A 21,513-nucleotide genomic window follows, 5' to 3' on the forward strand; every position below is an offset into this window, starting at 1 on the left:
CCGGTGCGTCTGCCCGGTGCGTCTGCCCGGTGCGGACAATTTGCCGGAAGGCCTCGATGCGAAAAAGGGCGGTTCTGAAAAAGAACCGCCCTTTGCATGCTGTCGCTTTGCCCTTATTCCGCTTTGTGGGTGGCTTTCCACCAGGCCGTCTGCCGCTTTGCGGTTGTCGACGGGCTGGTGCTGGGATCCGATGTGGTGACACCCGAGAACGTGCGGATGGGGTAGGCCGTGCCGCCGTAACTCATCGAATAGTACTCGGGCGTGTGCTTACGGTAGGCCGAAGGCACCGTGAGTTCCAATTGCTCCTCGAATTGCGACAGCAATCCCTGGTCGGTGCACAGGTGACGCACATAATCGCCCAAGTCGAAAAACCGGACGGGAGAGTAGCCGTCGAGCTGCTGCAGGTCGCCGAGCTGCGATGTGTCGAATGTGTGCTTTTCGTTTATGCGCTGCATCACCGCTGCCAGCGCGTCGAGCCGGGAGCATACCGTGACGCCGATTGTGCCGTACGGGAATTGGTAAGACATGTAAAAGTCGTAGAACGCATTGCATATCCCGGCATAATCCACCTCGCCGAACATGTAATGCCCCATCCGTGCGTACGGAAATCCGTAGGCCATGATTTCGCTTGTCGAGCCGATGAGGTGATCCGTGACTTCGCGCAGTTCGAAAGCCACCTCGATCGAGGACATGTAGCAGTCGTCGAACAGGATGTAGTCCATTTTCATGCCGGCCGCCGATATACCCCGGGCAAGGGTCGGAATGTCGGTCTGGTAGCTGCTCGATGAACCTCCGAACCAGCGGGTCAGTATCTTTCCGGGGGCGGCATATTCCCAGTACTCTTTCTCCGGTGCGGCCGTGCCTGCGCGCGGTGCGGCCGTTGCCGTGGGGTATGTTTCCGGATGGGCGGGGAGCCATGCCATTCCGTGGCAGCCGATTGTCATGGCGTACTTCTCCGCCGGGGCGAACTGCTTTACCTCTTCGAGGATCGAGGCGATTCCCTCCGAAGTCGTGAATGCGGGAACTTCGTCGTATGTTTTTAATTCATGGCGCAGGCTTGTGCCGTTGTCGTGGTACACTTCGAAAAGTTCGGCCTGTTTTGCCGTCGGCATGAAAAATACCAACAGCCGTTCGTCTTGCAGGTGTCCCTCGGCCACGATGCTCTCCATGTCGGCGATGTTTTGCCTGAAATACTCGGTGAGCGGCTGTGAGGGCCCCGACCAGGGCAGGTACATGAGCACGGTTCGCCGTGCCACAGCAGGGCTTTGTACGATTTCGACGCCTGTTTCCGCAGCTCCCGACGACAGGCGGAGCGATACACGGCCCAGCGTCCTGCGTCGGGTGTCGGGATTCTCCCTTGTGGCCGTCACGGTGAGCGTCGTTTCCCCGCGCGTGCCTTCCGCGGACGATATGTCGAAGCCGCCGCCCGTCGTGGAGAGCGTCCACGGTCCGGTCGCCGTTACGGTGAAGGTCGCCTCGGAGCCCGCCGTATTGCGCAGCACGATTTCGTCCGCGCTGCTTTCCAGCACCGGTTGTTCGGCCTCGTCCTTGCTGCACCCGGCGAGCAGGGGCAGGGCCAGCAGCAGCCAGAGTGCGCGCCGGATTATTTGTAGGTACGGGGTTTCAGGTTGTTGAATTGCCATGTCCTGTCACGTTTGTAGGTGTAGCCCTCGGGCTTGTTCCAGTAGACGCGCCCGAAGTCGAAGTAGAATCCTTTGCGTTTCTTGTCTTCCACGATGCGGGGTGTCGTCAGCGGTATGTATTCCACCGTGCGGCTGATGATGCGGCTCTTGTCGTAGGTGTAACCCTCGGTGGTCAGCAAATCGAGCGCATGGTCGAACATCAGGATATGCCGGGGCGTTTTCTGCGTGAGGGCGTCGCCCGAGTCCTGAATCGCGCGGATAACTCCCTGCATGCGGTTGTAGTACATCTTCTCCTGCAGTTTGTTGCCCAGCGCCCCGTGGGCATAGGCCATCAGGTTCAGGATTTTGGGGCTGAACGGGTCGCGGGCGAGCGCAGCTTCGCCCACGAAGAGCATCGTATCCAGCGTTTCGACCGCCGGATTGTCGGGGTCGAGGCCTGCGGCCAGCATCAGCAGCTTGTCCAAATCGGGATTCGTCGCCAGCGGCTTGTAGTCGTCCTGGTACGCATAGCCGTAGTAGAGGTAATGGTAATCCTCGTCGGTGAGCGTTTCGTCGCCCGCGTTGTAACGCATCATCAGCGATGTGTAGTAAAACGGCGACGAAGCGTCCATCGTCTTGTTCTGAATATCCTCCTCGACGGGGACTTTCGCGGCGGCGAACGCCGGAAGCAGGAGCAGTGCCAGCAGTAAATTTTTCATATCCGAGTTTTAGTCCGTATTTTAGACACTAACGCGGAATCAGCGCAAATCGTATTTCGCAATGAGGTTCCGGAATTTTTCGTGCAGCGCCTGCGAGCCCTCCACCAGCGGAAGCCGCATCGTGGGGCCGATGATGTCCATCTCCGCGAGCGCGCATTTCACGCCTACGGGGTTGCCCTCCTCGAAGAGCGCATGCACGGCCTGGTCGAGGCATTCGTAGGCTTTTTCGGCGCGGTCGAACTCCCCGGCCTTGGCATAGTTCACGCACTCCATGAACCGTTTGGGAAATGCGTTGGCCGCCACCGAGATTACGCCATCGCCGCCGCGCCGCATCAGGTCGAGCGTCATGCCGTCGTCGCCCGACAGGACGATGAATCCCTCGGGACGGTTGTCGAGGATGCGCTGCATCTGGTCGATGTCGCCCGACGCCTCCTTGATGCCGATGACATTCTTCATGTCGCGCGCCAGCCGCAGTGTCGTTTCGGCCGTCATGTTGACGCCCGAACGGCCCGGGATGTTGTAGAGGATGACCGGCAGCGGCGAATGTTCCGACACGGTGCGGAAATGTTGGTACAATCCCTCCTGCGAGGGCTTGTTGTAATAGGGCGTGACGCTCAATATGGCGTCGGCGCCCCGCAAATCGAATTCGCGCAGCTGGTCGAGCACCTCGGAGGTCGAGTTGCCGCCGCAGCCCATCACCAGCGGCACGCGCCCGGCGATGTGGTTGGTGATGAACATGGCAATCACGGCGCGCTCGGGCATGTAGAGCGTCGGGGTTTCGGCCGTGGTGCCGAGCGCCACGATATAATCCACGCCGCCGTCGATTACGTAATCGATCATGCGTGCCAGTGCCTGGTAGTCGACTTTTCCACCGGTGGTAAAGGGGGTTATCATCGCGGCCCCCACGCCGCAAAGTTTGTTCCTTATCATCGTATTTATAGTTTGTGCGTAGTTTCTCTCTGTTGCGCGGCGAATCAGAACAGTTCGCCCTGCCGTGCCGCTTCCTCCTCCCTGGCCTCCGGGACGGAGGTTTTTCCGGTTGTTTCCGTATGCTTCTGCGCTGCTTCTTTTTCGGCCGTTCCGGTATGCGCGTCCAGCATTCCGGCCGGGGGTGCCCCGTTTGCGAGCATGGCGATGAACTCCTCCTCGGTGAGCAGCGCGATGCCCAGCTTTTCGGCCTTTTTGAGCTTCGCCGGGCCCATATTTTCGCCCGCCACGATGTAGTCGACGCTGGCCGATACGGCGGCGAGGTTGCGCCCTCCGTGCAGTTCGATGAGCTCTTTCAGCTCGTCGCGGCTGTGCCCGGTGAATTTGCCCGAGATGACGAAACTCTTCCCCGCGAGCGATTCCGACGCCAGTTCCCGCGCCTCGGCTTCGAACTTCAACCCCGCCTGGCGCAGGCGGCGGATGAGCGTGAGGTTCTGCTCGTCGGCGAAGTATTCGATGATGGCGTCGGCGATGCGTCCGCCCACTTCGTCGGCTTCGGTCAGCTCCTCGCGCGTGGCCTTCATCACGGCGTCGAGCGAGCGGAAATGCTCGGCGAGGTACTTGGCCGTCGTTTCGCCCACGAACCGGATGCCCAGCCCGAACAGCACGCGCCGGAACGGCACTTCGACCGAGCCGCGGATGCTGCGGATGATGTTGTCGGCCGACTTCTCGCCCAACCGCGGCAGGCCTGCCAGCTGTCCGGCCTGCAAATCGTACAGATCGGCGACGTTGCGCACCAGTCCGTTTTCGTAGAGCAGTTCGACGGTTTCTTCGCCCAGCCCCTCGATGTCCATCGCCTTGCGGCGGATGAAGTGGATGATGCGCCCGATAATCTGCGGGCGGCATCCGCCCTGGTTGGGGCAGTAGTGTTTCGCTTCGCCCTCGTAGCGCACCAGCGGCGTGCCGCACTCGGGGCAGACGGTGATGTACTCGAACGGCTTGCTCCCCGCAGGCCGTTGCGAGAGGTCTACGCCCGTGATTTTGGGGATGATTTCCCCGCCTTTCTCGACGTAGACCATGTCGCCCGGGCGGATGTCCAGCAGGGCCATCTGCTCGGCGTTGTGCAGCGTCGCGCGCCGCACCGTCGTACCCGCGAGCAGTACCGGTTCGAGGTTGGCCACGGGCGTTATGGCCCCCGTGCGCCCGACCTGGAACGACACGCTGTCGAGCCGCGTCAGGGCCTGTTCGGCCTTGAACTTGTAGGCTACGGCCCATTTCGGGGCCTTGGCCGTGAATCCCAGCTGTCGCCGCACGGCGAAGTCATTGACCTTGATCACCACGCCGTCGGTGGGGAAGGGCAGCGCATGCCGTCCCTCGTCCCAGTGCGCGATGTAGGCGTCGATCTCCTCCGCGGTGCGGCAGATGCGCGCTGCGTCCGAAACCTTGAAGCCCCATTCGCGGGCTTTCTGCAAACTCTCCCAGTGGGTCGTGAACGGCAAATCGTCGCCCGCCAGCTGGTAGAGCGTGCAGTCGAGGCCGCGTTTGGCCACCACCGACGAAGCCTGCTGCTTGAGCGTGCCGGCCGCGGCGTTGCGCGGGTTGGCGAAAAGCGCCTCCCCGGCGGCTTCGCGCTCGGCGTTGATTTTGTCGAACGAGGCGTAGGGCATCAGTATCTCGCCGCGTATTTCGAAATAGGCGGGCCAGTCGCCGCCCCGCAGGCGCAGGGGCACCGTACGCACCGTGCGCACGTTCGCCGTCACGTCGTCGCCCTGCGTGCCGTCGCCGCGCGTAACGCCGCGCAGCAACTGTCCGTTTTCGTATGTGAGCGATATGGCCGTGCCGTCGAATTTCAGTTCGCAGACGAACTCCGTGGGGCCCGCCTCCTTTTCGATGCGGGCGATGAACTCGTGCAGTTCGTCGAGCGAATAGGTATTGCCGAGCGAAAGCATCGGGAAACGGTGCTTCACACTCTGGAATTCTGCTGTAATGTCGCTTCCGACGCGTACCGACGGAGAATTGGGGTCGGCCAGTTCGGGGTGCGCCCTCTCGATGTCCTGCAGTTCGCGCATCATCGTATCGAACTCGAAGTCGGAGATTTCCGGGGCGTTTTCGACGTAATATTTGAAGTTATGGTACTCGAGCTGCCGCCGCAGCTCTTCGACTCTCTCGCGTATCATAATATAAGTATAACCTGCGTAAAGGTACGTATTTTGTTCTTAACAACCTGCAAAATCAAAAAAAATGCAAAAAAAAATTACGGATGTGGCGCGATATGCAAATTTTGCTTATAATTGCAGAAAATTTCCAAGCACTATTATGGCTAAACAGAATACGACGAAGAAACATATCGTAACGAGCTTCCATAACCTGGCCCCTGAATTGCAGGATTCCGTCAAGGAGAAATACCCTCTGGGCTTCACCGACGCGATGATTCGCGTGGATAAACCCAACGGCGATTTTTTCTATGCCGTGCCCTTCGACACGGATGAAATCGCCTACCTGGTGAAAATCGACGTCAAAATCGACGACAATACGCACGATGACGACGACAAGGATTATTACGACGACGAAATCAAGGGTGCCGACGAAATCCAGGACGACGGCAGCTCCGACGGCGGCAGCGACGACTCCGACGACGACGTGAATATTTGACGCTTTATGATACGCATTCTTCCGGCATTCGCACTTCTGCTTTTCACGGCCTGCGGCCTTGCGGACGACGAGCGCGACGAGAAGAACAAGTACGTATACATCACCTTTGCAGATCCCGCGTTCGAGGCCTACTGCCTCGGGGAATTCGACCTTAACCGCGACGGGCGCATTTCGCGCTACGAGGCGCAGCGTGTCCTGACGATGGATTGCTCCCGCCGGGACATCGGCGCCATGTGGGAGATCGGCGAATTCAGCCGTTTGCAGAATCTCGATTGCAGCGGCAACGCCCTCACGCAGCTCGACCTGCACAAATGCACGCAGCTGCGCACGCTCGACTGCAGCGACAACCGGCTCGCGTCGCTCGACGTGGACGGCCTGCGGGGGCTCACCGAGATGGATTGTTCCGCCAACGCGCTCGCGCGCCTCGATCTGAAATCCTGCGGTTCGCTGCTGGTGCTCGACTGCGGCGGCAACCGGCTCGTTACGCTCGACCTTACGCCGTGCGCCGGTACGCTCTACGCCGTCACGCACGGCAATCCTCCGCTCACGACCGTCTACTGCCTCGTTTCGCAGCAGGTCAATTCCGACGGACAGACCAAGATTATCCGGCGCTGACGCTCCGGCGCTTCCCGTGACCAATAAAACGACGGACGGCCCTCTGAAAAGGGCCGTCCGTTTTGCATTTTGAACGGTAATAATCAGTCGATATGCTCGGTGTCGTTCACGGCGTAGCCCGTGCCGATGGCCTTTGCGGGGTTCTGCGCCCTGCCGTTTACCGTGATTGCCAGGCCGTCGGGGAATGTCGAACAACTGTAAACCTTGCCGGAGTTATTGCCGGCCAAAGCTCCCGCGTAGGTGTCGCTTTTTCCCGTAGCGGTGATGCCGCTTTCGTTGCGGCAGGTGTGCATTGCGGCCGCACCTCCGAGAAAGCCCACGATACCTCCGGCATATACGGGAGCATTGGGTATGTTTACCGTGAGTGCTTCGCCTTTTCGGGTGCATCCGCTGATGTTGTTCAAGGCCTGGCCGACGATGCCGCCCGCATAGACGGTTTGGGTCATTGCCGTGTTTTCCGCCGTCAGCGCTCCCGAATGGGCGCATCCGGTTATTTCTTGGGTGCATGCCCCGGCGATAGCTCCCAGATAGATCGTGTAGGGATTGCCGCTGCCGTTGTAGACAACGTCCCCTTCGAGCGTCAGGTTCGAGATGTTGCAGCCGGAATAACCGCTGATATTACCGAAGAATCCGAGGTAACACCCATTTTTGTCCGAAAGGTGGAATGTGCCGCTGACGGTGTGGCCGTTACCGTCGAAATTCCCGCCGAAATAGATCCCGTCCGAACCGATGGGCAGCCACGGGTCGGCGGCGGAAGTCGTGATGCCGGAAACGGATGTCGTCAGTTCGAAATATTTGCGGTGATACATCTCTCCGGCGCGTACTGCGCCTGCCAGGGCCCGCAGGTTGGTTTCGGTTGCGATTTGGTAAGGATTGCCCTGCTCTCCCGTTCCGCCTTCGTAGATTTTGTGTGCGGTCCATTTCGCGGCCCCGAGCGTCAGCGGATAACACTTCCCGGTTTCGATCTTTGCTCCCCGGAGCGTCGCGGTGTAGATGCTGTTGCCGACGACCAGATCGATTTCAAGGGCCTGTCCCGAGAGTTCGCTCCCGGGCCTGACGGGCAGATAGACGGATTGTTCCGAGTTTGCTGCAAGCGACGTGCTGCCGGAGAATCGGATGTAGCTTTGCGCTGTGTTGTCGGCTCGTACCGCCGCCCCGGAGGTGATGTCGTAAGAACCGGTGTAGAAGATTTGGGAGCCGTCCTCCGATCCGATTCTTATTTGGGAGAGGGTTCCCGCGGCCCCTGCGGGGAGGGTGATGTTGAGTTTGAGCACGGCGCAGAGGGGCTTGAAGACCAGCAGCCGGTTTCCGGGGTCGTATCGCGCCCAGAGCGGAAACGGACTGCCGGGAAGCGAGGAAGCCGCAGGCAGGAAATTGGCGAGGCTGTAGCTCATGGATGCCGGATTGAAAATAGACGCGTAGGGCGACGCGTGGAGGGCATAGGCGGGCGTTGCATCTGCCGGGTAGTCGGCGCAGGTGAACGAGGCTGTTTTGCCGTCGGATGAGATATTGGCGCAGGTGAAAGTGTAGAGGGTTCCGGCGGAGGCGGTGCCTTGTTCGGCGCTGTTGATAATGTGGATTATGTCGCCGTTTTTCCATTTGAGCTCGATTTTGCTTGCGCCGTCGTCAATCGCCGAAACGCGGGTTTCGGGCGCGTCGTCCATCGTGGCGGTGATGGTGAAGGGGGCGGTGGTGCCGGGGGTGTCCGGGAGTGCGGGGGCGCCCGTGTCGTCTATCGAGCAGGCGAAGGCTGCGAGGGCCGTAACGGCGGCGGCAGCGTAACGGAAGATGGGTCGCGTGTTCATGGCCGTCGGGTTATTGGTTTGCCGACTCCCACGAATCGTCGTAGGGAATGTCATCGAGAAGCCGGGCGGATTCGGCGAATCCCTTTTCGACGGCGATGTCGAAAGCGGAGATTTCAGGGGTCAGGTACTCGGATTTCCCCCCCCCACTTTGTTCAGAGTGGTTTTCATGTGCATAATTTTAAGGTTTAACGCTTTCACAAAGATAGTGTCAATCTGCAGAATCGCAAATTCGGCCCGGGATTTTCTTTCCGCAAAGCGCCGTGAAACCTCCGTTTCTTTATAATTTGTTGAAAAGTCCGGCGGGTACTTTGGTCTTTTCGGATAATAATTTGTACCTTTGGATGCAAAAAATGTCTTTTGCACAATAAAAATACTACCGGATACAATGAAAAAAGTTGACGTTATCCTCGGCCTGCAATGGGGTGACGAGGGCAAGGGCAAAGTCGTGGACGTGCTGACTCCGGCCTATCAGGTCGTGGCCCGTTTCCAGGGCGGCCCCAATGCCGGTCACACGTTGGAGTTCAACGGCGAGAAATACGTACTCCGCTCGATTCCCTCGGGCATATTCCAGGGCGGCAAAACCAACATCATCGGTAACGGTGTCGTCATCGACGCCGTCCTCTTCCGCGAAGAGGCCGAAGCGCTCGCGGCCAGCGGCCACGACCTCACCAAACAGCTTTGCATCTCGAAGAAAGCCCACCTGATTCTGCCTACGCACCGCATTCTCGACGCCGCGTACGAGGCCGCCAAGGGCAGCGCCAAAATCGGCACCACGGGCAAGGGCATCGGCCCCACCTATACGGACAAGGTCAGCCGCAACGGCATGCGCGTGGGCGATTTGTTGAGCGCCGACTGCCAGAAGATATACGAACGTGCCAAGGCGCGCCACGAGGGCATCCTGCGCAGCCTCGGTTACGAGTACGACATCACCGAATTGGAACGGAAGTGGTTCGAAGCCGTCGAGTACCTCAAGCGTTTCGACATCATCGACAGCGAATATTTCGTCAACGAATGCCTCGCGCAGGACAAGAGCATCCTGGCCGAAGGCGCGCAGGGCACGCTGCTGGACGTGGACTTCGGTTCCTATCCGTTCGTCACCTCCTCGAACACCGTCTGCGCCGGCGCCTGCACGGGCCTCGGCATCGCCCCGAACCGCATCGGCGAGGTATACGGTATTTTCAAGGCATACTGCACGCGCGTCGGCAGCGGCCCGTTCCCCACGGAGCTGTTCGACGAAACGGGCGCTGAACTGCGTAACATCGGCCATGAATACGGCGCCGTGACGGGCCGTGAGCGCCGCTGCGGATGGCTCGATTTGGTCGCACTGAAATACTCGATTATGATTAACGGCGTGACGCAGCTCATCATGATGAAGTCGGACGTCATGAACGACTTCGACACCGTCAAGGTCGCCACCGCCTATGAAATCGGCGGCGAGCGCACCGAGCATTTCCCCTACGAAATCGGCGACGACCTGAAACCCGTCTACCGCGAGTTCCCGGGATGGAAATGCGACCTGCGCAGCATGACGCGCTACGAGGATTTCCCCGCCGAGTTCAAGGCCTACGTCGAGTTCATCGAGCGCGAAACGGGTGTCCCGGTGAAGATTATCTCCGTTGGCCCCGACCGCGGCGAAACGATTGTCCGCTGATTTTGCATCCCGGTTGCCTGGCGACAGGTTCGGGATGCGTTTTTTGCACACCTCCCGCCTCCGGCCGCGTCGCATGGGCCGCTTCCGGACGACGGGGCCGGTCTGCGGGCGCAATCCCGGGCGGCTGCACAGCCGAATGCGATAACCGACCATACTTATGACGCTAAACTAATTGTAACAGATAATTTATGAAACAAAACCTCAAAATTCTTGTATTGGCAAAGCAGGTGCCCGATACCCGCAACGTGGGTAAGGACGCGATGACCCCCGAAGGGACGGTCAACCGCGCGGCACTGCCGGCCATCTTCAATCCCGAGGACCTCAATGCGCTCGAAATGGCGCTTGCGCTGAAAGACCGCACCGAAGGCTCCACGGTACATATCCTGACGATGGGCCCGCAGCGCGCCGCCGACATTATCCGCGACGCGATGTTCCGCGGTGCCGACGGCGGCTATCTGCTTTCCGGCCGTGAATTCGCAGGTTCGGATACGCTCGCAACGTCGTATGCACTTTCGTGCGCGCTGAAAAAAATCCGTCCCGACGTCATCTTCGCAGGCCGCCAGGCCATCGACGGCGATACGGCGCAGGTCGGGCCGCAGGTGGCCGAGAAACTCGGCCTGCCGCAGGTGACCTATGCCGAGGAGATACTCGACATCAAGGAGGGCTCGCTGGTCATCCGGCGCCGCCTGAACTGTGGCACCGAAGTGGTCGAGTGCCCCGTTCCGGCCGTCATCACGGTCAACGCCTCGGCGCCCGAGTGCCGTCCGCGCAATGCCAAGCGGGTCATGACCTATAAATATGCCCTGGCAGGGTCGGAAATCGCCGCAGCTCCCGAATCGGAAGCCGCAAAGCGCGCCGCCGCGAAGCCCTACCTGCAAATCGTCGAGTGGGCTGCCGCCGACGTCAATCCCGATCCGCAGCAGCTCGGCCTGCAGGGTTCGCCCACGAAGGTCAAGAAAATCGAGAACGTGGTGTTCCAGGCCAAGGAGGCCAAGACGCTCACCGCGGCCGACGAGGATATCAATTCACTGATGGTCGAACTTATCGCGAGCCACACGCTCGGTTAAAAAGCGCTGAAGTTACCAATGAACAATATATTCGTATATATCGAGAACGAGGGCGGCAAGGTCGCCGACGTGTGCCTCGAACTGTTGACCAAAGGCCGCGAACTGGCCGATACGCTGGGTGTGGAGCTCGAAGCCGTCGTGCTGGGCGAGAACCTCTCCGGCATCGAAAAGGAGCTGGCCAAATACGGCGCCGACAAGGTGTGGGTCGCCGACGACAAAATCTTCGCCCCGTTCCGCACGCTGCCCCACACGGCTGTCATGTGCGGACTCATCGAGCAGGAGAAACCCCAGATTGCGCTGTTCGGCGCCACGTGTATCGGCCGCGACTTCGCGCCGCGCGTTTCGTCGGCGCTTTACAGCGGCCTCACGGCCGACTGTACGCAGCTGGTAATCGGCGACCACAAGGACGCCAAAACCGGCAAGGAGTACAAGGATTTGCTCTACCAGATACGTCCCGCTTTCGGCGGCAACATCATCGCTACGATTGTCAACCCCGACAACCGTCCGCAGATGGCTACCGTCCGTGAGGGCGTGATGCGCCGCGAGTATGCCGCCAAGCCGGGCGCCGGCGAGGTGAAGCCGATCGACTGGAAGAAATTCGTGAAGGATACCGACCTGGCGGTGAAAATCATCGACCGGGAGATTGCGGAGAGCAAAATCGACATCAAGGGGGCCAGCGTCATCGTGGCCGGCGGTTACGGCGTAGGCTCGAAGGAGAACTTCGACCTGGTGTTCGAACTGGCCGACGTGCTGGGCGCCGAAGTGGGCGCGAGCCGCGCCGCCGTCGACGCAGGCTTTGCCGAACATGCGCGCCAGGTGGGCCAGACCGGTGTTACGGTGCGTCCGAAACTCTACATCGCCTGCGGCATCTCGGGCCAGATTCAGCACACCGCGGGCATGGATCAGTCGTCGATGATTATTTCCATCAACACCGACCCCGAAGCGCCGATTAACAAAATCGCCGACTACGCCATCACGGGCGACATCAACGAGGTAATCCCCAAGATGATCAAGTATTACAAACAAAATTCGAAGTAAATGGCTAATTTCTTTTCAGATAACAAGGATTTGCAGTTCCACCTCCAGCATCCGATGATGCGCAAGATCGTGGAGCTGAAAGAGCGCGGTTTCGCCGAGAAAGACCTCTACGATCATGCGCCGCAGAATTTCGAGGATGCCATGGACTCTTACCGCCGCGTGCTGGAGATTGCCGGCGAGGTTTGCGGTGAGGTCATTGCTCCGAATGCCGAGGGCGTCGACCACGAAGGCCCCCGCGTGGTGAACGACCATGTGGAGTACGCTTCGGGCACGGTGCAGAACATGAAGGCAATCGTCGACGCCGGTTTGAGCGGCCTTACGCTGCCCCGCAAATACGATGGCCTGAACTTCCCGCTGGTCTGCTTCGTGATGGCCAACGAGATGGTCGCACGCGCCGATGCGGGTTTCGAGAACATCTGGGGCCTGCAGGACTGCGCCGAAACGCTTAATGAGTTCGCTTCGGAGGAGCTCAAGGCCAAATACCTGCCGTGGGTTTCGGCGGGTGCGACGTGCGCCATGGACCTCACCGAGCCGGATGCCGGTTCCGACCTGGGGGCCGTGATGCTCAAGGCTACGTGGTCGGAGGAGAAGCAGACCTGGCTGCTGAACGGCGTCAAGCGCTTCATCACCAACGGCGACGGCGAGGTTTCGCTCGTGCTGGCGCGTACCGAAGAGGGTACGACCGACGCCCGCGGCCTGTCGATGCTCGTTTATGACAAGCGCGACGGCGGTGTGAAGGTGCGCCGTATCGAAAACAAGATGGGTATCAAGGGGTCGCCGACGTGCGAGCTGGTTTTCACCAATGCTCCCGCACAGTTGGTCGGCGACCGCAAGATGGGCCTTATCAAATACGTGATGTCGCTGATGAACGCCGCCCGCCTGGGTATCGGCGCGCAGTCGGTGGGCCTCTGCGAGGCCGCCTACCGCGAGGCGCTGAAGTATGCCGGCGAACGTGCGCAGTTCGGCAAGCCGATTATCCAGTTCGCAGCCGTTTCGGAGATGCTCTCCAACATGAAGGCCAAGTTGCAGGGCGCCCGCGCGCTGCTCTATGAAACCACGCGTTTCGTCGAGGTTTACAAGCAGTACGGCCATATCGCGCACGAGCGTTCGCTCGAGGGCGAGGAGCGCCAGGAGATGAAGTTCTACAACCGCCTTGCCGACGGCTTCACGCCGCTGGTGAAACTCTTCTCGTCGGAGTATGCCAACCAGCTGGCTTACGATGCCATCCAGATTCACGGCGGTTCGGGTTTCATGAAGGATTATCCCTGCGAGCGCCTCTACCGCGACGCGCGCATCATGAATATCTACGAGGGTACCTCGCAGCTGCAGGTCGTAGCGGCCATCAATGCCGTGACCAAAGGCACGTTCATGGAACAAATCGGGCGCTATGCCGCCGGGGAGTACACCGAGGCCATGCAGCCCGTCGTTGCGAAGCTCAAGGAGCTGACGGAGAAGTTCGCCGCCATGATCGCCCACGTCGAAGCGGGCGACAAGGAGCTTTGCGGCTTCAAAGATTTCCATGCACGCCGCCTGGTCGAAACGGCCGGACATATCATCATGACCTACCTGCTGGCCCGTCAGGCCGGTGAGCTGGAGGAATATGCCGCTTCGGCCCGCATTTTCTGCAAAATGGCCGAGGGTAAGATTTCCGAAGCATATACCTACGTCATGAACTCCACGCTGGAGGATGTCGAGTTGTTCCGGGCAGTTGCCGGGGAGGCCGAGTAAGACCCAGGATTGCAATTGTGAAAAAGGTTCCGCCCGGAAGGCGGAACCTTTTTTATTGTGTTGCCGGTTGGCGATTATTCGTTGCCGGTGTATCCGGCCGGGTTGGCATCGCCTGTGATTCCCGGAAATTTATTTTTCTTTCGGCGGGTAATCGAGCGGTGCGAAAAATTCGCTGACGGTTATCTCGTATAGTTTGCAAAGTTTCAGGAGCGAACGCAATGTCGGAATCGAATCGCCCGTTTCGTAGCGTGATATATCCAGGTGCGTGTTTTCGATGACGTACTCCTGTGAGTAACCGCGTTCGTTACGCAACTGTTGCATCCGAGCGATAAGTATTTTTACGAATGGTTCGTCTTTCCCGTTTGATTTTTTCTGTTTCATATTTACAAAAAAAGTCCTCATTGCGTGTTTTTATACAGGTAAATTTGAATATCGGTTATTCGACCAAATAGTTGTAGACAGTAAATTCCCGAAAATTTATTTTTCTTTCTGTGGGTAATCGAGCGGTGCGAAAAATTCACCGAGGGTGATATTGTAGGATTTGCAGATAATCGAGAGCGTTGTCAGATTGGGGAAATTCTTACCGGATTCGAGTTGTGCAATGCCCAACTGGGGCGCTTCGGCCAGTTGTTCCTGCGATTGGTGGTCATGCATACGTCGTAATTCTTTCACCCGCAGGATAATTTTTTGAAGCAATTCTTCGTCGCGTCTTTGTTTTTTACGTTCCATAGGCGTTCCGCTTCCCTTTCATGCTTTACAGGTGCATATGCAGACCCGGTTTATTCGATGGGGTAGTCGCTTTCGCTGAAAAATTCGTGAAGGCTGATGCCGTAGAAGCGGCAGAGTATTGTCAGTGAGATAAGGGTGGGGAATTTTGACCCGCTTTCGAAGTGAAAAATATCCAAGCCGGTATTTTCTATAATGTATTCCTGGGAATAGTTATGTTCGCGGCGCAGCTGTTTCATCCGCGAAATGACATATTGAGCCAATTTCTCGTCCGTCCGTTTTGGTTTCGTCTGCTTCATTTGTACAAATGAAAGAATCAATCCAATTATTTACTCTGTCTATTTATACAGAATGAAAATTTTACTATCTTTGTGTGTGAGCAGAAATTCGATGCAGAAATTATGCTGACACATGTCGCGGCCGTGTATCGGGACGGCTTGGGCGTAAGGGCAACTACCATGCAAGGCTCGGAAGGCCGGTTAACGGGAGTTTGCACCTGCGCCCTTGCTTTTTTTATGCGGGACGCACGCACCTTCGGGTACGGTTCGGGCGATGAATTCTTCTCCCGAGAACAGCGTCACTCTTGTTCGTCCGGCCGTATCCGTTTTTCATACCGTCCGTTTTGTCCCGGGCGTGTCCCGGTATGAAAAGGGCCCGCACCTCGTGAGTGCGGGCCCTTTGCCGTGTAATGCCGCAGCGGGCTTATGCCTGCGCGGGCTCTTTTTGGGCCATCACGCAGCGCGTCGTGCCGAAGATGTTGAGGTTGAGGTGCCCGGCGATGTAGGCCAGCGCCTTCTGCGCCTTCACCGAGTTGCCCGCGTCGTCGAGCGGGGGCGCGAAAGCCGCTACGCCCATGACGCCCGGAACCACGCCCATGATGCCGCCGCCGACACCCGTCTTCGCGGGAAGTCCCGTCGTGAAAAGCCAGTCGCCCGTGTGCTCGTAGAAACCCACGGTAGCCATCAGCGAGGCGATTTTCGGTGACAGCTCCGGTTTGAACACCGCCTGCTTGGTCACGGGGTTCACACCGCCGTTGGAGATTGTCGCGGCCATCGTGGCCAGCTGCTTGGCCGTTACGCCGATGGAGCACTGGCGCGTGTAGATGTCCAGCGCCATGTCGGGATCGTCGTAGATACGGTTGTAATTTTTCAGCAGCCAGGCAATCGACTTGTTGTTGAAGTTGGTCGCCGTTTCCGACTTGTAAAGCTCGTCGATTACCTCGACCTGCGAGCCGGCCAGCGACTCGATGAAGCCGATAATCGACTTCCATTTGCCGTCGCTGTCGCCGACGGGTTTCACCATCGAGCAGGCGCTGATGGCGCCTGCATTGACGAGCGGCGTCGAGGGATGGTCGTTCTCGAGCAGAATCGCCATAATCGAGTTGAAAGGCAGTCCCGTCGCATCGGCGCCGATTTTGTCGAGTACCTCCTGCGCGCTGTACTGGTTCATGGCGAGGATGGCCGTCGGCACTTTCGATACCGACTCGATGCCGAATTTGTAGTCGGTGTCGCCCACGGCGATCACTTCGCCGTCGGGCAGGCACGCCGCGATGCCGAAAAGGTTCGACGGCACGTCGGCCAGGTAGGGGATATAGTCGGCGTTCTTGCCGCCCGTTTCGTTCTTGCAGCGCTCGTAAGCCTGCTGCACGGCCTCGCGGACCGTCGCATTGTCGATTTTCTGAATCATCGTGAAAATATTTTCCGGTTATTTGTTGTGGAGTTCCGTGGACGAGGGTTTTGCCATGGGCTCCGGATCGGGCTTGGTGTGGGCGGCGGGAGCCACGGCGGGCTGGGCCTCCCAGTGGAACGGGGCGAAGTCCGCTGCCGCCTCGGGGTCTTTCCACGACGGTTTGCGCATCGCGTAAATCACGAACGGGGCGCCCACGACTACCACGCAGCCGATAATCAGCACCGAGAACCATACGGTGTTGCTGCCGGTCGAAATCTGGCTGGGCGGCACGAAGCTCAATACGAACGCCAGCAGGGCGCCGCAGAAACCGAGGCAGCCGAGGAACCACATCAGCCCGTTGCCCTTGCCCAAGCGGAACGGACGCTCGGTGTTCTTCATCTTGTAGCGCAGGACGATGGCGGCCGAGAACATCAGCATGTACATAATCAGGTACAGCAGCACGGTGAGCTGCGAGAGAATCTGGTAGAACGACTGCACCGAAGGCATCACCACGAACAGCAGCGCCAGCAGCGTCACGACGCAGCCCTGTATGAGCAGGATGTTTTTCTGCACGCCGTTCTTGTTGGTCTTCTGGAAGAACGGGGGCAGGTAACCGGCCTTACCCACGGCGAAGATACCCTTCGAGGGGCCGGCCACCCAGGTCAGCACGCCCGCCAGCACGCCGAACATCAGGGCGATGGCGATAATCGGGCCGGCCCACGACATGTGCAGGTAGTGGAAATAGTTGTCGAAGCCCACCAGCAGCGACTGCGTGAGGCTGATGTCCTTTGCGGGGATGATGAAGCCCAGCGAGAAGGTACCCAGCACGAAGATGCAGACCGTGACCAGCGAACCGATGATGATGGCCTTGGGGTAGTTCCGCGACGGGTTCTTCACGTCCATGACGTGTATACCCATCATCTCCATACCCGCATAGAACAGGAAAATACTGCTGGCCAGCACGAGGTTGTCGAATTTCGAGAGGTCGGGGAAGAATCCCTGCGACATATCCATGTGGTTGTGTCCGCCGGTCGAGATGTAGATGATGCCCAGCAGAATCAGCAGGCCCGCGGGAATGATCGTGCCGATCATACCGCCCCATTTACTGATTTTTCCTACCCATCCGAGGCCCTTGAGCGCGATGAACGTAGCGATCCAGTAGATTGCCAGCACCATGCAGAGCGTGAACACCTTGTTCGAGGCCAGTGCCGCATCGTGCACGTCGTTCATGCCGATAAAGGCGATCGACACGGCGCCGAACGTCAGCACAGTGGGATACCAGATCGTCGATTCGATCCACTGCAGCCAGATGGCGAGGAATCCCGTGCGTGCGCCGTATGCTTCGCCGACCCAGCGGAACACGCCGCCCTGCTTGGTCGAGAACATCGCAGCCAGCTCTGCGGCGACCATGGCCGTCGGGATAAGGAAGACGATGGCGGCAAACAAATAGTAGAATGCCGACGAAAGTCCGTAGACGGCCTCTGCGGGAAGTCCGCGCAGACTTACTACGGCAGTCACGTTCATAATTGCAAGTGTCATGACACTCAATTTGAACCCTGTGCTTGTGGTAGTTTTCTTTACATCCATAATTCAGTTTAATTGAGATTTGGTTTTAACGGTTGGGGAGGTTGCAACTACCGTGCAAAACTGTCCGGCGTGCATATTCCGCAGGTGCGATAACAGCTTTGTAGACGAAAAAGTTTATATTTGCACATAAACTTTACGTATATGTACCGTATACTCCTGATTCTGGCCGCACTCCTGTGCGCCGTATCCTGCGGCGGCCGCCGTTCGCAGCAGCAAAACGCCCCGGCTTCGCAGCCGCGGGTCTTCCTGCCCGCCATTGCCCCGGTCGCCATGTCCCCCGAAGAGCAGCGCGAATACCTGCGCCTGCACTACTGGGATCGCTTCGATTTTGCCGACAGCCTGTTTGTCCGCGAGGCCGACACCGCGCAGATGATCGAGGCGTATGCCCGCTGGATAGCGCTTATTTCCGACCGCCCGGCCGACCCGGCGCCGATGGACTCGCTCATGCGGCGGGCTTCGGTGTCGCGCCCGATGCTCGACTACTTCACGATGCTGGCCGAAGCGGTGGTGCACGATCCCAATTCGCCGCTGCGCAACGACGAATTCTACATTCCGGTGATGCAGGCCGTGCTGGCGAGTCCCTATTACGACGAATACGAGCGTATCGGCCCGGCCTACGACCTGAACATGGCGTCGCAGAACCGCCTCGGGCGGCAGGCCAACGATTTCCGCTATACGCTCGCTTCGGGCGCAACGGGGACACTCTACGGGGTGAAAGCCGAATACGTGCTGCTGTTCATCAACAATCCCGGCTGCCCGATGTGCAAACAGTTGCGCGAGCAGATCGTCGGCTCGCCGATGCTCACCGAGATGATCGAGCGGGGCCGCCTGAAAGTCATCGCACTCTATCCCGACGAAGACCTGACCGAATGGCGGAATTACCGCGAGTACATCCCCGCCAAATGGATTAACGGCTACGACGACGGCTGCGTCGTCCGCGAGCAGGGCATCTACGACCTGACGGCCATCCCGTCGCTCTACCTGCTCGACAGGGACAAGCGCGTGCTGGTGAAGGATTCGACCGATGTGCCCTATATCGAGGAGGTGATTGACCGCCGGGGATAGTGCCCGGCGCATTCCCTGCGGCCGTTTTTACGCCTTTCCGGTTTCCCGTTCCCCGGGGCCGGCTGGCATATAGGCATAGCTTATCGTTCTATAAAAAAAGACAATCGGTTTTATATACGAACTTTGCCCGGAATCGTTACCTTTGTATCGCAAACTGAAAACAATACACACAAACATTAGTACGATTATGGCAAAGAAATGGCGTTGTACCGTATGCGGTTACATCCACGAAGGAGCGGAGGCACCCGACCAGTGCCCGATGTGCAAAGTAGGTAAAGAGAAATTCGTCGAAGTCGTAGAGCAGGAGGGTGACCTCGAGTTCGTGACCGAGCACGTTATCGGCGACGGCAAGGGCGCCAGCGAGGAGCTTTGGGAGGGCTTGCAGAACCACTTCATGGGCGAATGCACCGAGGTGGGCATGTACCTGGCCATGAGCCGCCAGGCCGACCGCGAAGGCTATCCCGAGATTGCCGAGGCTTACAAGCGCTACGCATGGGAGGAGGCCGAGCACGCTTCGAAGTTCGCCGAACTGATCGGCGAGGTGGTTTGGGATACCAAGACCAACCTCGAGAAGCGCATGAACGCCGAGTGCGGCGCCTGCGAGGACAAGATGCGCCTGGCCCGCATGGCCAAGGAGCAGAACCTCGACGCCGTACACGATACCGTGCACGAGATGGCCAAAGACGAAGCGCGCCACGGCAAAGGTTTCGAAGGCCTTTACAAGCGTTACTTCGGCAAATAACCGGCGGTTTACACCGGACAGCGAAAGGGCGGCTCTGAAAAAGAGCCGCCCTTTCTGCGATTCAGGGGCCGGGCGCGGAGATTGCGTCGTTTTTTTCGCTTTTCGGGCGTCCGGAGTACCGTGCCGTGCTTTTTTTGCTATCTTTGCCTACTGACACTTGAATTATGAAAATGAGAATCCTTTTTTACGCCGCACTGGCCGTCCTGGCCTTTTCGGCCCTTTCCTGCAATGACGATGACAATTATTCCGATCCCGAGGGTACCGTGTCGCTCAACATGCTCGACGAACTGAACGGCAAAACCCTGTTGGAGAACTCGGGGATTTATATCGACAAGGCCCAGAATTTTGTGGGCAACGATTATTGCGACCTTTTCATGCTCGGAAAATCGGGCGGTCTGGGGGCCGTCACGGTCAGGTCGTTCGATACGCCCGTAACGCAGGCCGCGGTGCAGCCCGGTTACGGTTACGCCGCCTGCCGTCCGCAGGCGCTGATGCAGTTCCCGTCCGGCAAGCTGGCCCTGCCTGTCAACAGCGAGGTTAATTACATGAAACTGTACGTGGCGTCGCAGCTCAAGGAGGGGGACAAAACCATCGGTGCGATGGTCAAATATGCCCTTGTCCGGCCGGAAACCTACGGCTTGCCCGAATTCGACAGCACGGTGTTGACCGTGGATTGGAATAACGGCCTGGATTACGGTGACAAGTTGTCGATAACGCTTTCCGATTCCGATTTCGAATACGATTTCCACGGCGACGAAACGATTTCCTGCGAGAAAAAGGGCCGCAAGCTGATATTCCGCCTCGAGGGATACCGCTCCGGCGTGTACACGCTGTTTCTGCGCATACGCGGAAGTTACACGCGGGTAAATGTCTCGGTGTTGTAACAAGCCTTTCGTAAAACAAAAAACGCCGGTGTATCCAATTACACCGGCGTTTTTTCTGCGGCATTACCTGGGCCTGCGCAGGAACGAAAGGAAGGAAAACTTGTCGGACAACCAGTCGTATGCCTCCTTGATTCGCGACGCGACTTCGTATACCGTGTCGAGCCGATCCCGCAGGTGCTCCATGGCCGTGCGTACGGCCAACAGGTAGATTGTGAAGGAGAGCAGGGCGAAGAACCCTGCCGTAATCAAGGCGGCGACGGCCACGGAACCCGTCAGCGAAGCGAGCCACATAACGAACGCCCCGATAAAAAGGATGATCGCGATGGCCGCTGTCACACCGAAACAAATCAGCGATGCGACGATATTTCCGCCGGGATTCCGGTTATCTTTCATGGATTCGCTCCGTTTACTCGTCCTTGTCGCAATCGCAGTCAAGACCGTCGCACTCGCAATGAATCTTGTCAATTTCATTTTTCAGCTTACGGGTACCTTTGTTTGCCAAATCACGAATGTCCCGACGCATTTCAGGACCCGATTTGGGCGATACGAGCATGGCTACGGCAGCTCCGATGAGGGCTCCGCCCAGGAAAGAAGCAAAACAACTTACATGGTTTTTCATAATTGCAAATATTTTTAAATTCAGCAGTGAAACTTGCAAAGTCCGCGCCAAAGCCCTAACTTTGGAAACATGATTGCCGACCCCCGCACATCAGCGGCTTTCTCGGGCCACCGCACCTACCGCGGCGATGCCGATGCCGCCCTGCGCACGACGGTGCGCGAACTCTATGCCCGTGGTTTCCGGACGTTTCTCTGCGGCATGGCGGTAGGTTTCGACCTCGCCGCCGCCGAAGCCGTGCTGGCGTGCCGGGGCCCTGTGCCGGCAGGTGAATACGGCGCTGATTACGCAGGTGTAACGTCCGGCGGGCCCTGTCCGGGACGCGGGGGCGGTTGTGCCGCCGGTGCGGCGGTGTCCTCGGTCCCGGTGCCGCCTTTTGTACCCGGCCCGGCAACGCCTTC

General features: G+C 58.6%; 21 protein-coding genes and 1 pseudogene. 10 read left to right on the forward strand and 12 right to left on the reverse strand.

The genetic code is table 11. From position 1 onward, the window contains the following. Positions 1 to 113 precede the first annotated feature (113 nt). Genes QZT71_RS07000 through ligA form a run of 4 tightly spaced genes read right to left on the reverse strand, consistent with a single transcriptional unit; the run spans position 114 to position 5,445 of the window. The gene (locus tag QZT71_RS07000) at positions 114 to 1,643 is read right to left on the reverse strand and encodes a clostripain-related cysteine peptidase (protein WP_295914295.1); all 1,530 of its coding nucleotides are present in this window, start codon (positions 1,641 to 1,643) and stop codon (positions 114 to 116) included. Then, complete coding sequence (locus QZT71_RS07005; protein ID WP_295914297.1) at positions 1,604 to 2,341, reverse strand: DUF4919 domain-containing protein; 738 nt, start codon at positions 2,339 to 2,341, stop codon at positions 1,604 to 1,606. The genes QZT71_RS07000 and QZT71_RS07005 overlap by 40 nt, the downstream gene beginning before the upstream one ends. A 39-nt stretch (positions 2,342 to 2,380) precedes the next feature. Continuing rightward, on the reverse strand, positions 2,381 to 3,271 hold the full coding sequence (gene dapA / locus QZT71_RS07010; protein WP_295914298.1) for a 4-hydroxy-tetrahydrodipicolinate synthase: 891 nt from the start codon (positions 3,269 to 3,271) through the stop codon (positions 2,381 to 2,383). Positions 3,272 to 3,315: 44 nt separating this feature from the next. Next, complete coding sequence (ligA, locus tag QZT71_RS07015; protein WP_295914301.1) at positions 3,316 to 5,445, reverse strand: NAD-dependent DNA ligase LigA; 2,130 nt, start codon at positions 5,443 to 5,445, stop codon at positions 3,316 to 3,318. Between the two features lie 139 nt (positions 5,446 to 5,584). On the opposite strand from ligA, the gene QZT71_RS07020 reads away from it, so the two are divergent. Continuing rightward, positions 5,585 to 5,920: a hypothetical protein gene (locus QZT71_RS07020; RefSeq protein WP_295914304.1), complete on the forward strand. Its 336-nt coding sequence runs from the start codon at positions 5,585 to 5,587 to the stop codon at positions 5,918 to 5,920. A 6-nt stretch (positions 5,921 to 5,926) separates the two neighbouring features. After that, positions 5,927 to 6,535, forward strand: coding sequence for a leucine-rich repeat domain-containing protein (locus QZT71_RS07025; protein WP_295914307.1), 609 nt, complete (start codon positions 5,927 to 5,929; stop codon positions 6,533 to 6,535). Positions 6,536 to 6,618: 83 nt separating this feature from the next. Here QZT71_RS07025 and QZT71_RS07030 read toward each other — a convergent pair whose 3' ends face one another. Further along, complete coding sequence (locus QZT71_RS07030) at positions 6,619 to 8,340, reverse strand: hypothetical protein (RefSeq protein WP_295914309.1); 1,722 nt, start codon at positions 8,338 to 8,340, stop codon at positions 6,619 to 6,621. 385 nt (positions 8,341 to 8,725) lie between these two features. On the opposite strand from QZT71_RS07030, the gene QZT71_RS07035 reads away from it, so the two are divergent. The 4 genes from QZT71_RS07035 to QZT71_RS07050 all read left to right on the forward strand — a co-directional run bounded on the left by QZT71_RS07035 (position 8,726) and on the right by QZT71_RS07050 (position 13,824). Next, a complete protein-coding gene (locus QZT71_RS07035) occupies positions 8,726 to 9,991 on the forward strand; it encodes an adenylosuccinate synthase (protein ID WP_295914311.1) in 1,266 nt (421 codons plus the stop codon). Between the two features lie 188 nt (positions 9,992 to 10,179). Continuing rightward, entirely contained in the window at positions 10,180 to 11,058 is an 879-nt protein-coding gene (locus QZT71_RS07040; protein WP_295914314.1) for an electron transfer flavoprotein subunit beta/FixA family protein, read from the forward strand. 18 nt (positions 11,059 to 11,076) lie between these two features. Beyond that, the gene (locus QZT71_RS07045) at positions 11,077 to 12,096 is read left to right on the forward strand and encodes an electron transfer flavoprotein subunit alpha/FixB family protein (protein ID WP_295914317.1); all 1,020 of its coding nucleotides are present in this window, start codon (positions 11,077 to 11,079) and stop codon (positions 12,094 to 12,096) included. Next, complete coding sequence (locus QZT71_RS07050) at positions 12,097 to 13,824, forward strand: acyl-CoA dehydrogenase family protein (RefSeq protein ID WP_295914321.1); 1,728 nt, start codon at positions 12,097 to 12,099, stop codon at positions 13,822 to 13,824. It begins immediately after the preceding gene. Between the two features lie 129 nt (positions 13,825 to 13,953). Here QZT71_RS07050 and QZT71_RS07055 read toward each other — a convergent pair whose 3' ends face one another. From QZT71_RS07055 to gadC, 5 genes are all read right to left on the reverse strand, one after another. Then, a complete protein-coding gene (locus tag QZT71_RS07055) occupies positions 13,954 to 14,145 on the reverse strand; it encodes a helix-turn-helix transcriptional regulator (RefSeq protein WP_295914324.1) in 192 nt (63 codons plus the stop codon). A gap of 156 nt (positions 14,146 to 14,301) precedes the next feature. Next, positions 14,302 to 14,553 carry a helix-turn-helix transcriptional regulator gene (locus tag QZT71_RS07060; protein WP_295914327.1) on the reverse strand — a complete coding sequence of 84 codons (252 nt, stop codon included), beginning with the start codon at positions 14,551 to 14,553 and terminating at the stop codon, positions 14,302 to 14,304. A gap of 50 nt (positions 14,554 to 14,603) precedes the next feature. Continuing rightward, positions 14,604 to 14,849, reverse strand: a complete 246-nt coding sequence (locus tag QZT71_RS07065; RefSeq protein WP_295914330.1) for a helix-turn-helix transcriptional regulator — start codon at positions 14,847 to 14,849, stop codon at positions 14,604 to 14,606. Positions 14,850 to 15,252: 403 nt separating this feature from the next. After that, the gene (gene glsA / locus QZT71_RS07070; RefSeq protein WP_295914332.1) at positions 15,253 to 16,236 is read right to left on the reverse strand and encodes a glutaminase A; all 984 of its coding nucleotides are present in this window, start codon (positions 16,234 to 16,236) and stop codon (positions 15,253 to 15,255) included. A gap of 18 nt (positions 16,237 to 16,254) precedes the next feature. Then, positions 16,255 to 17,805, reverse strand: a complete 1,551-nt coding sequence (gadC, locus tag QZT71_RS07075) for a putative glutamine/gamma-aminobutyrate antiporter GadC (RefSeq protein WP_363150908.1) — start codon at positions 17,803 to 17,805, stop codon at positions 16,255 to 16,257. A gap of 141 nt (positions 17,806 to 17,946) precedes the next feature. Here gadC and QZT71_RS07080 point away from each other — a divergent pair, with 141 nt between their 5' ends. The 3 genes from QZT71_RS07080 (at position 17,947) to QZT71_RS07090 (ending at position 20,496) form a co-directional block, all read left to right on the forward strand. Continuing rightward, on the forward strand, positions 17,947 to 18,870 hold the full coding sequence (locus QZT71_RS07080; RefSeq protein WP_295914339.1) for a DUF5106 domain-containing protein: 924 nt from the start codon (positions 17,947 to 17,949) through the stop codon (positions 18,868 to 18,870). 187 nt (positions 18,871 to 19,057) lie between these two features. Further along, positions 19,058 to 19,612, forward strand: coding sequence for an NADH peroxidase (locus QZT71_RS07085; RefSeq protein ID WP_295914341.1), 555 nt, complete (start codon positions 19,058 to 19,060; stop codon positions 19,610 to 19,612). A gap of 164 nt (positions 19,613 to 19,776) precedes the next feature. Next, a complete protein-coding gene (locus QZT71_RS07090; RefSeq protein ID WP_295914343.1) occupies positions 19,777 to 20,496 on the forward strand; it encodes a DUF5036 family protein in 720 nt (239 codons plus the stop codon). A gap of 63 nt (positions 20,497 to 20,559) precedes the next feature. On the opposite strand, the gene QZT71_RS07095 is transcribed toward QZT71_RS07090, so the two are convergent. Both QZT71_RS07095 and QZT71_RS07100 read right to left on the reverse strand, forming a co-directional pair. Further along, positions 20,560 to 20,889 carry a hypothetical protein gene (locus QZT71_RS07095; protein WP_295914346.1) on the reverse strand — a complete coding sequence of 110 codons (330 nt, stop codon included), beginning with the start codon at positions 20,887 to 20,889 and terminating at the stop codon, positions 20,560 to 20,562. A gap of 13 nt (positions 20,890 to 20,902) precedes the next feature. Further along, positions 20,903 to 21,115, reverse strand: coding sequence for a YtxH domain-containing protein (locus QZT71_RS07100; protein WP_295914348.1), 213 nt, complete (start codon positions 21,113 to 21,115; stop codon positions 20,903 to 20,905). Between the two features lie 69 nt (positions 21,116 to 21,184). On the opposite strand from QZT71_RS07100, the pseudogene QZT71_RS07105 reads away from it, so the two are divergent. Beyond that, positions 21,185 to 21,513: pseudogene (locus tag QZT71_RS07105) on the forward strand (DUF1273 domain-containing protein); the annotation flags it as partial.

Origin of the sequence: uncultured Alistipes sp., from assembly GCF_902388705.1 — a bacterium.
GTDB lineage: Bacteria > Bacteroidota > Bacteroidia > Bacteroidales > Rikenellaceae > Alistipes.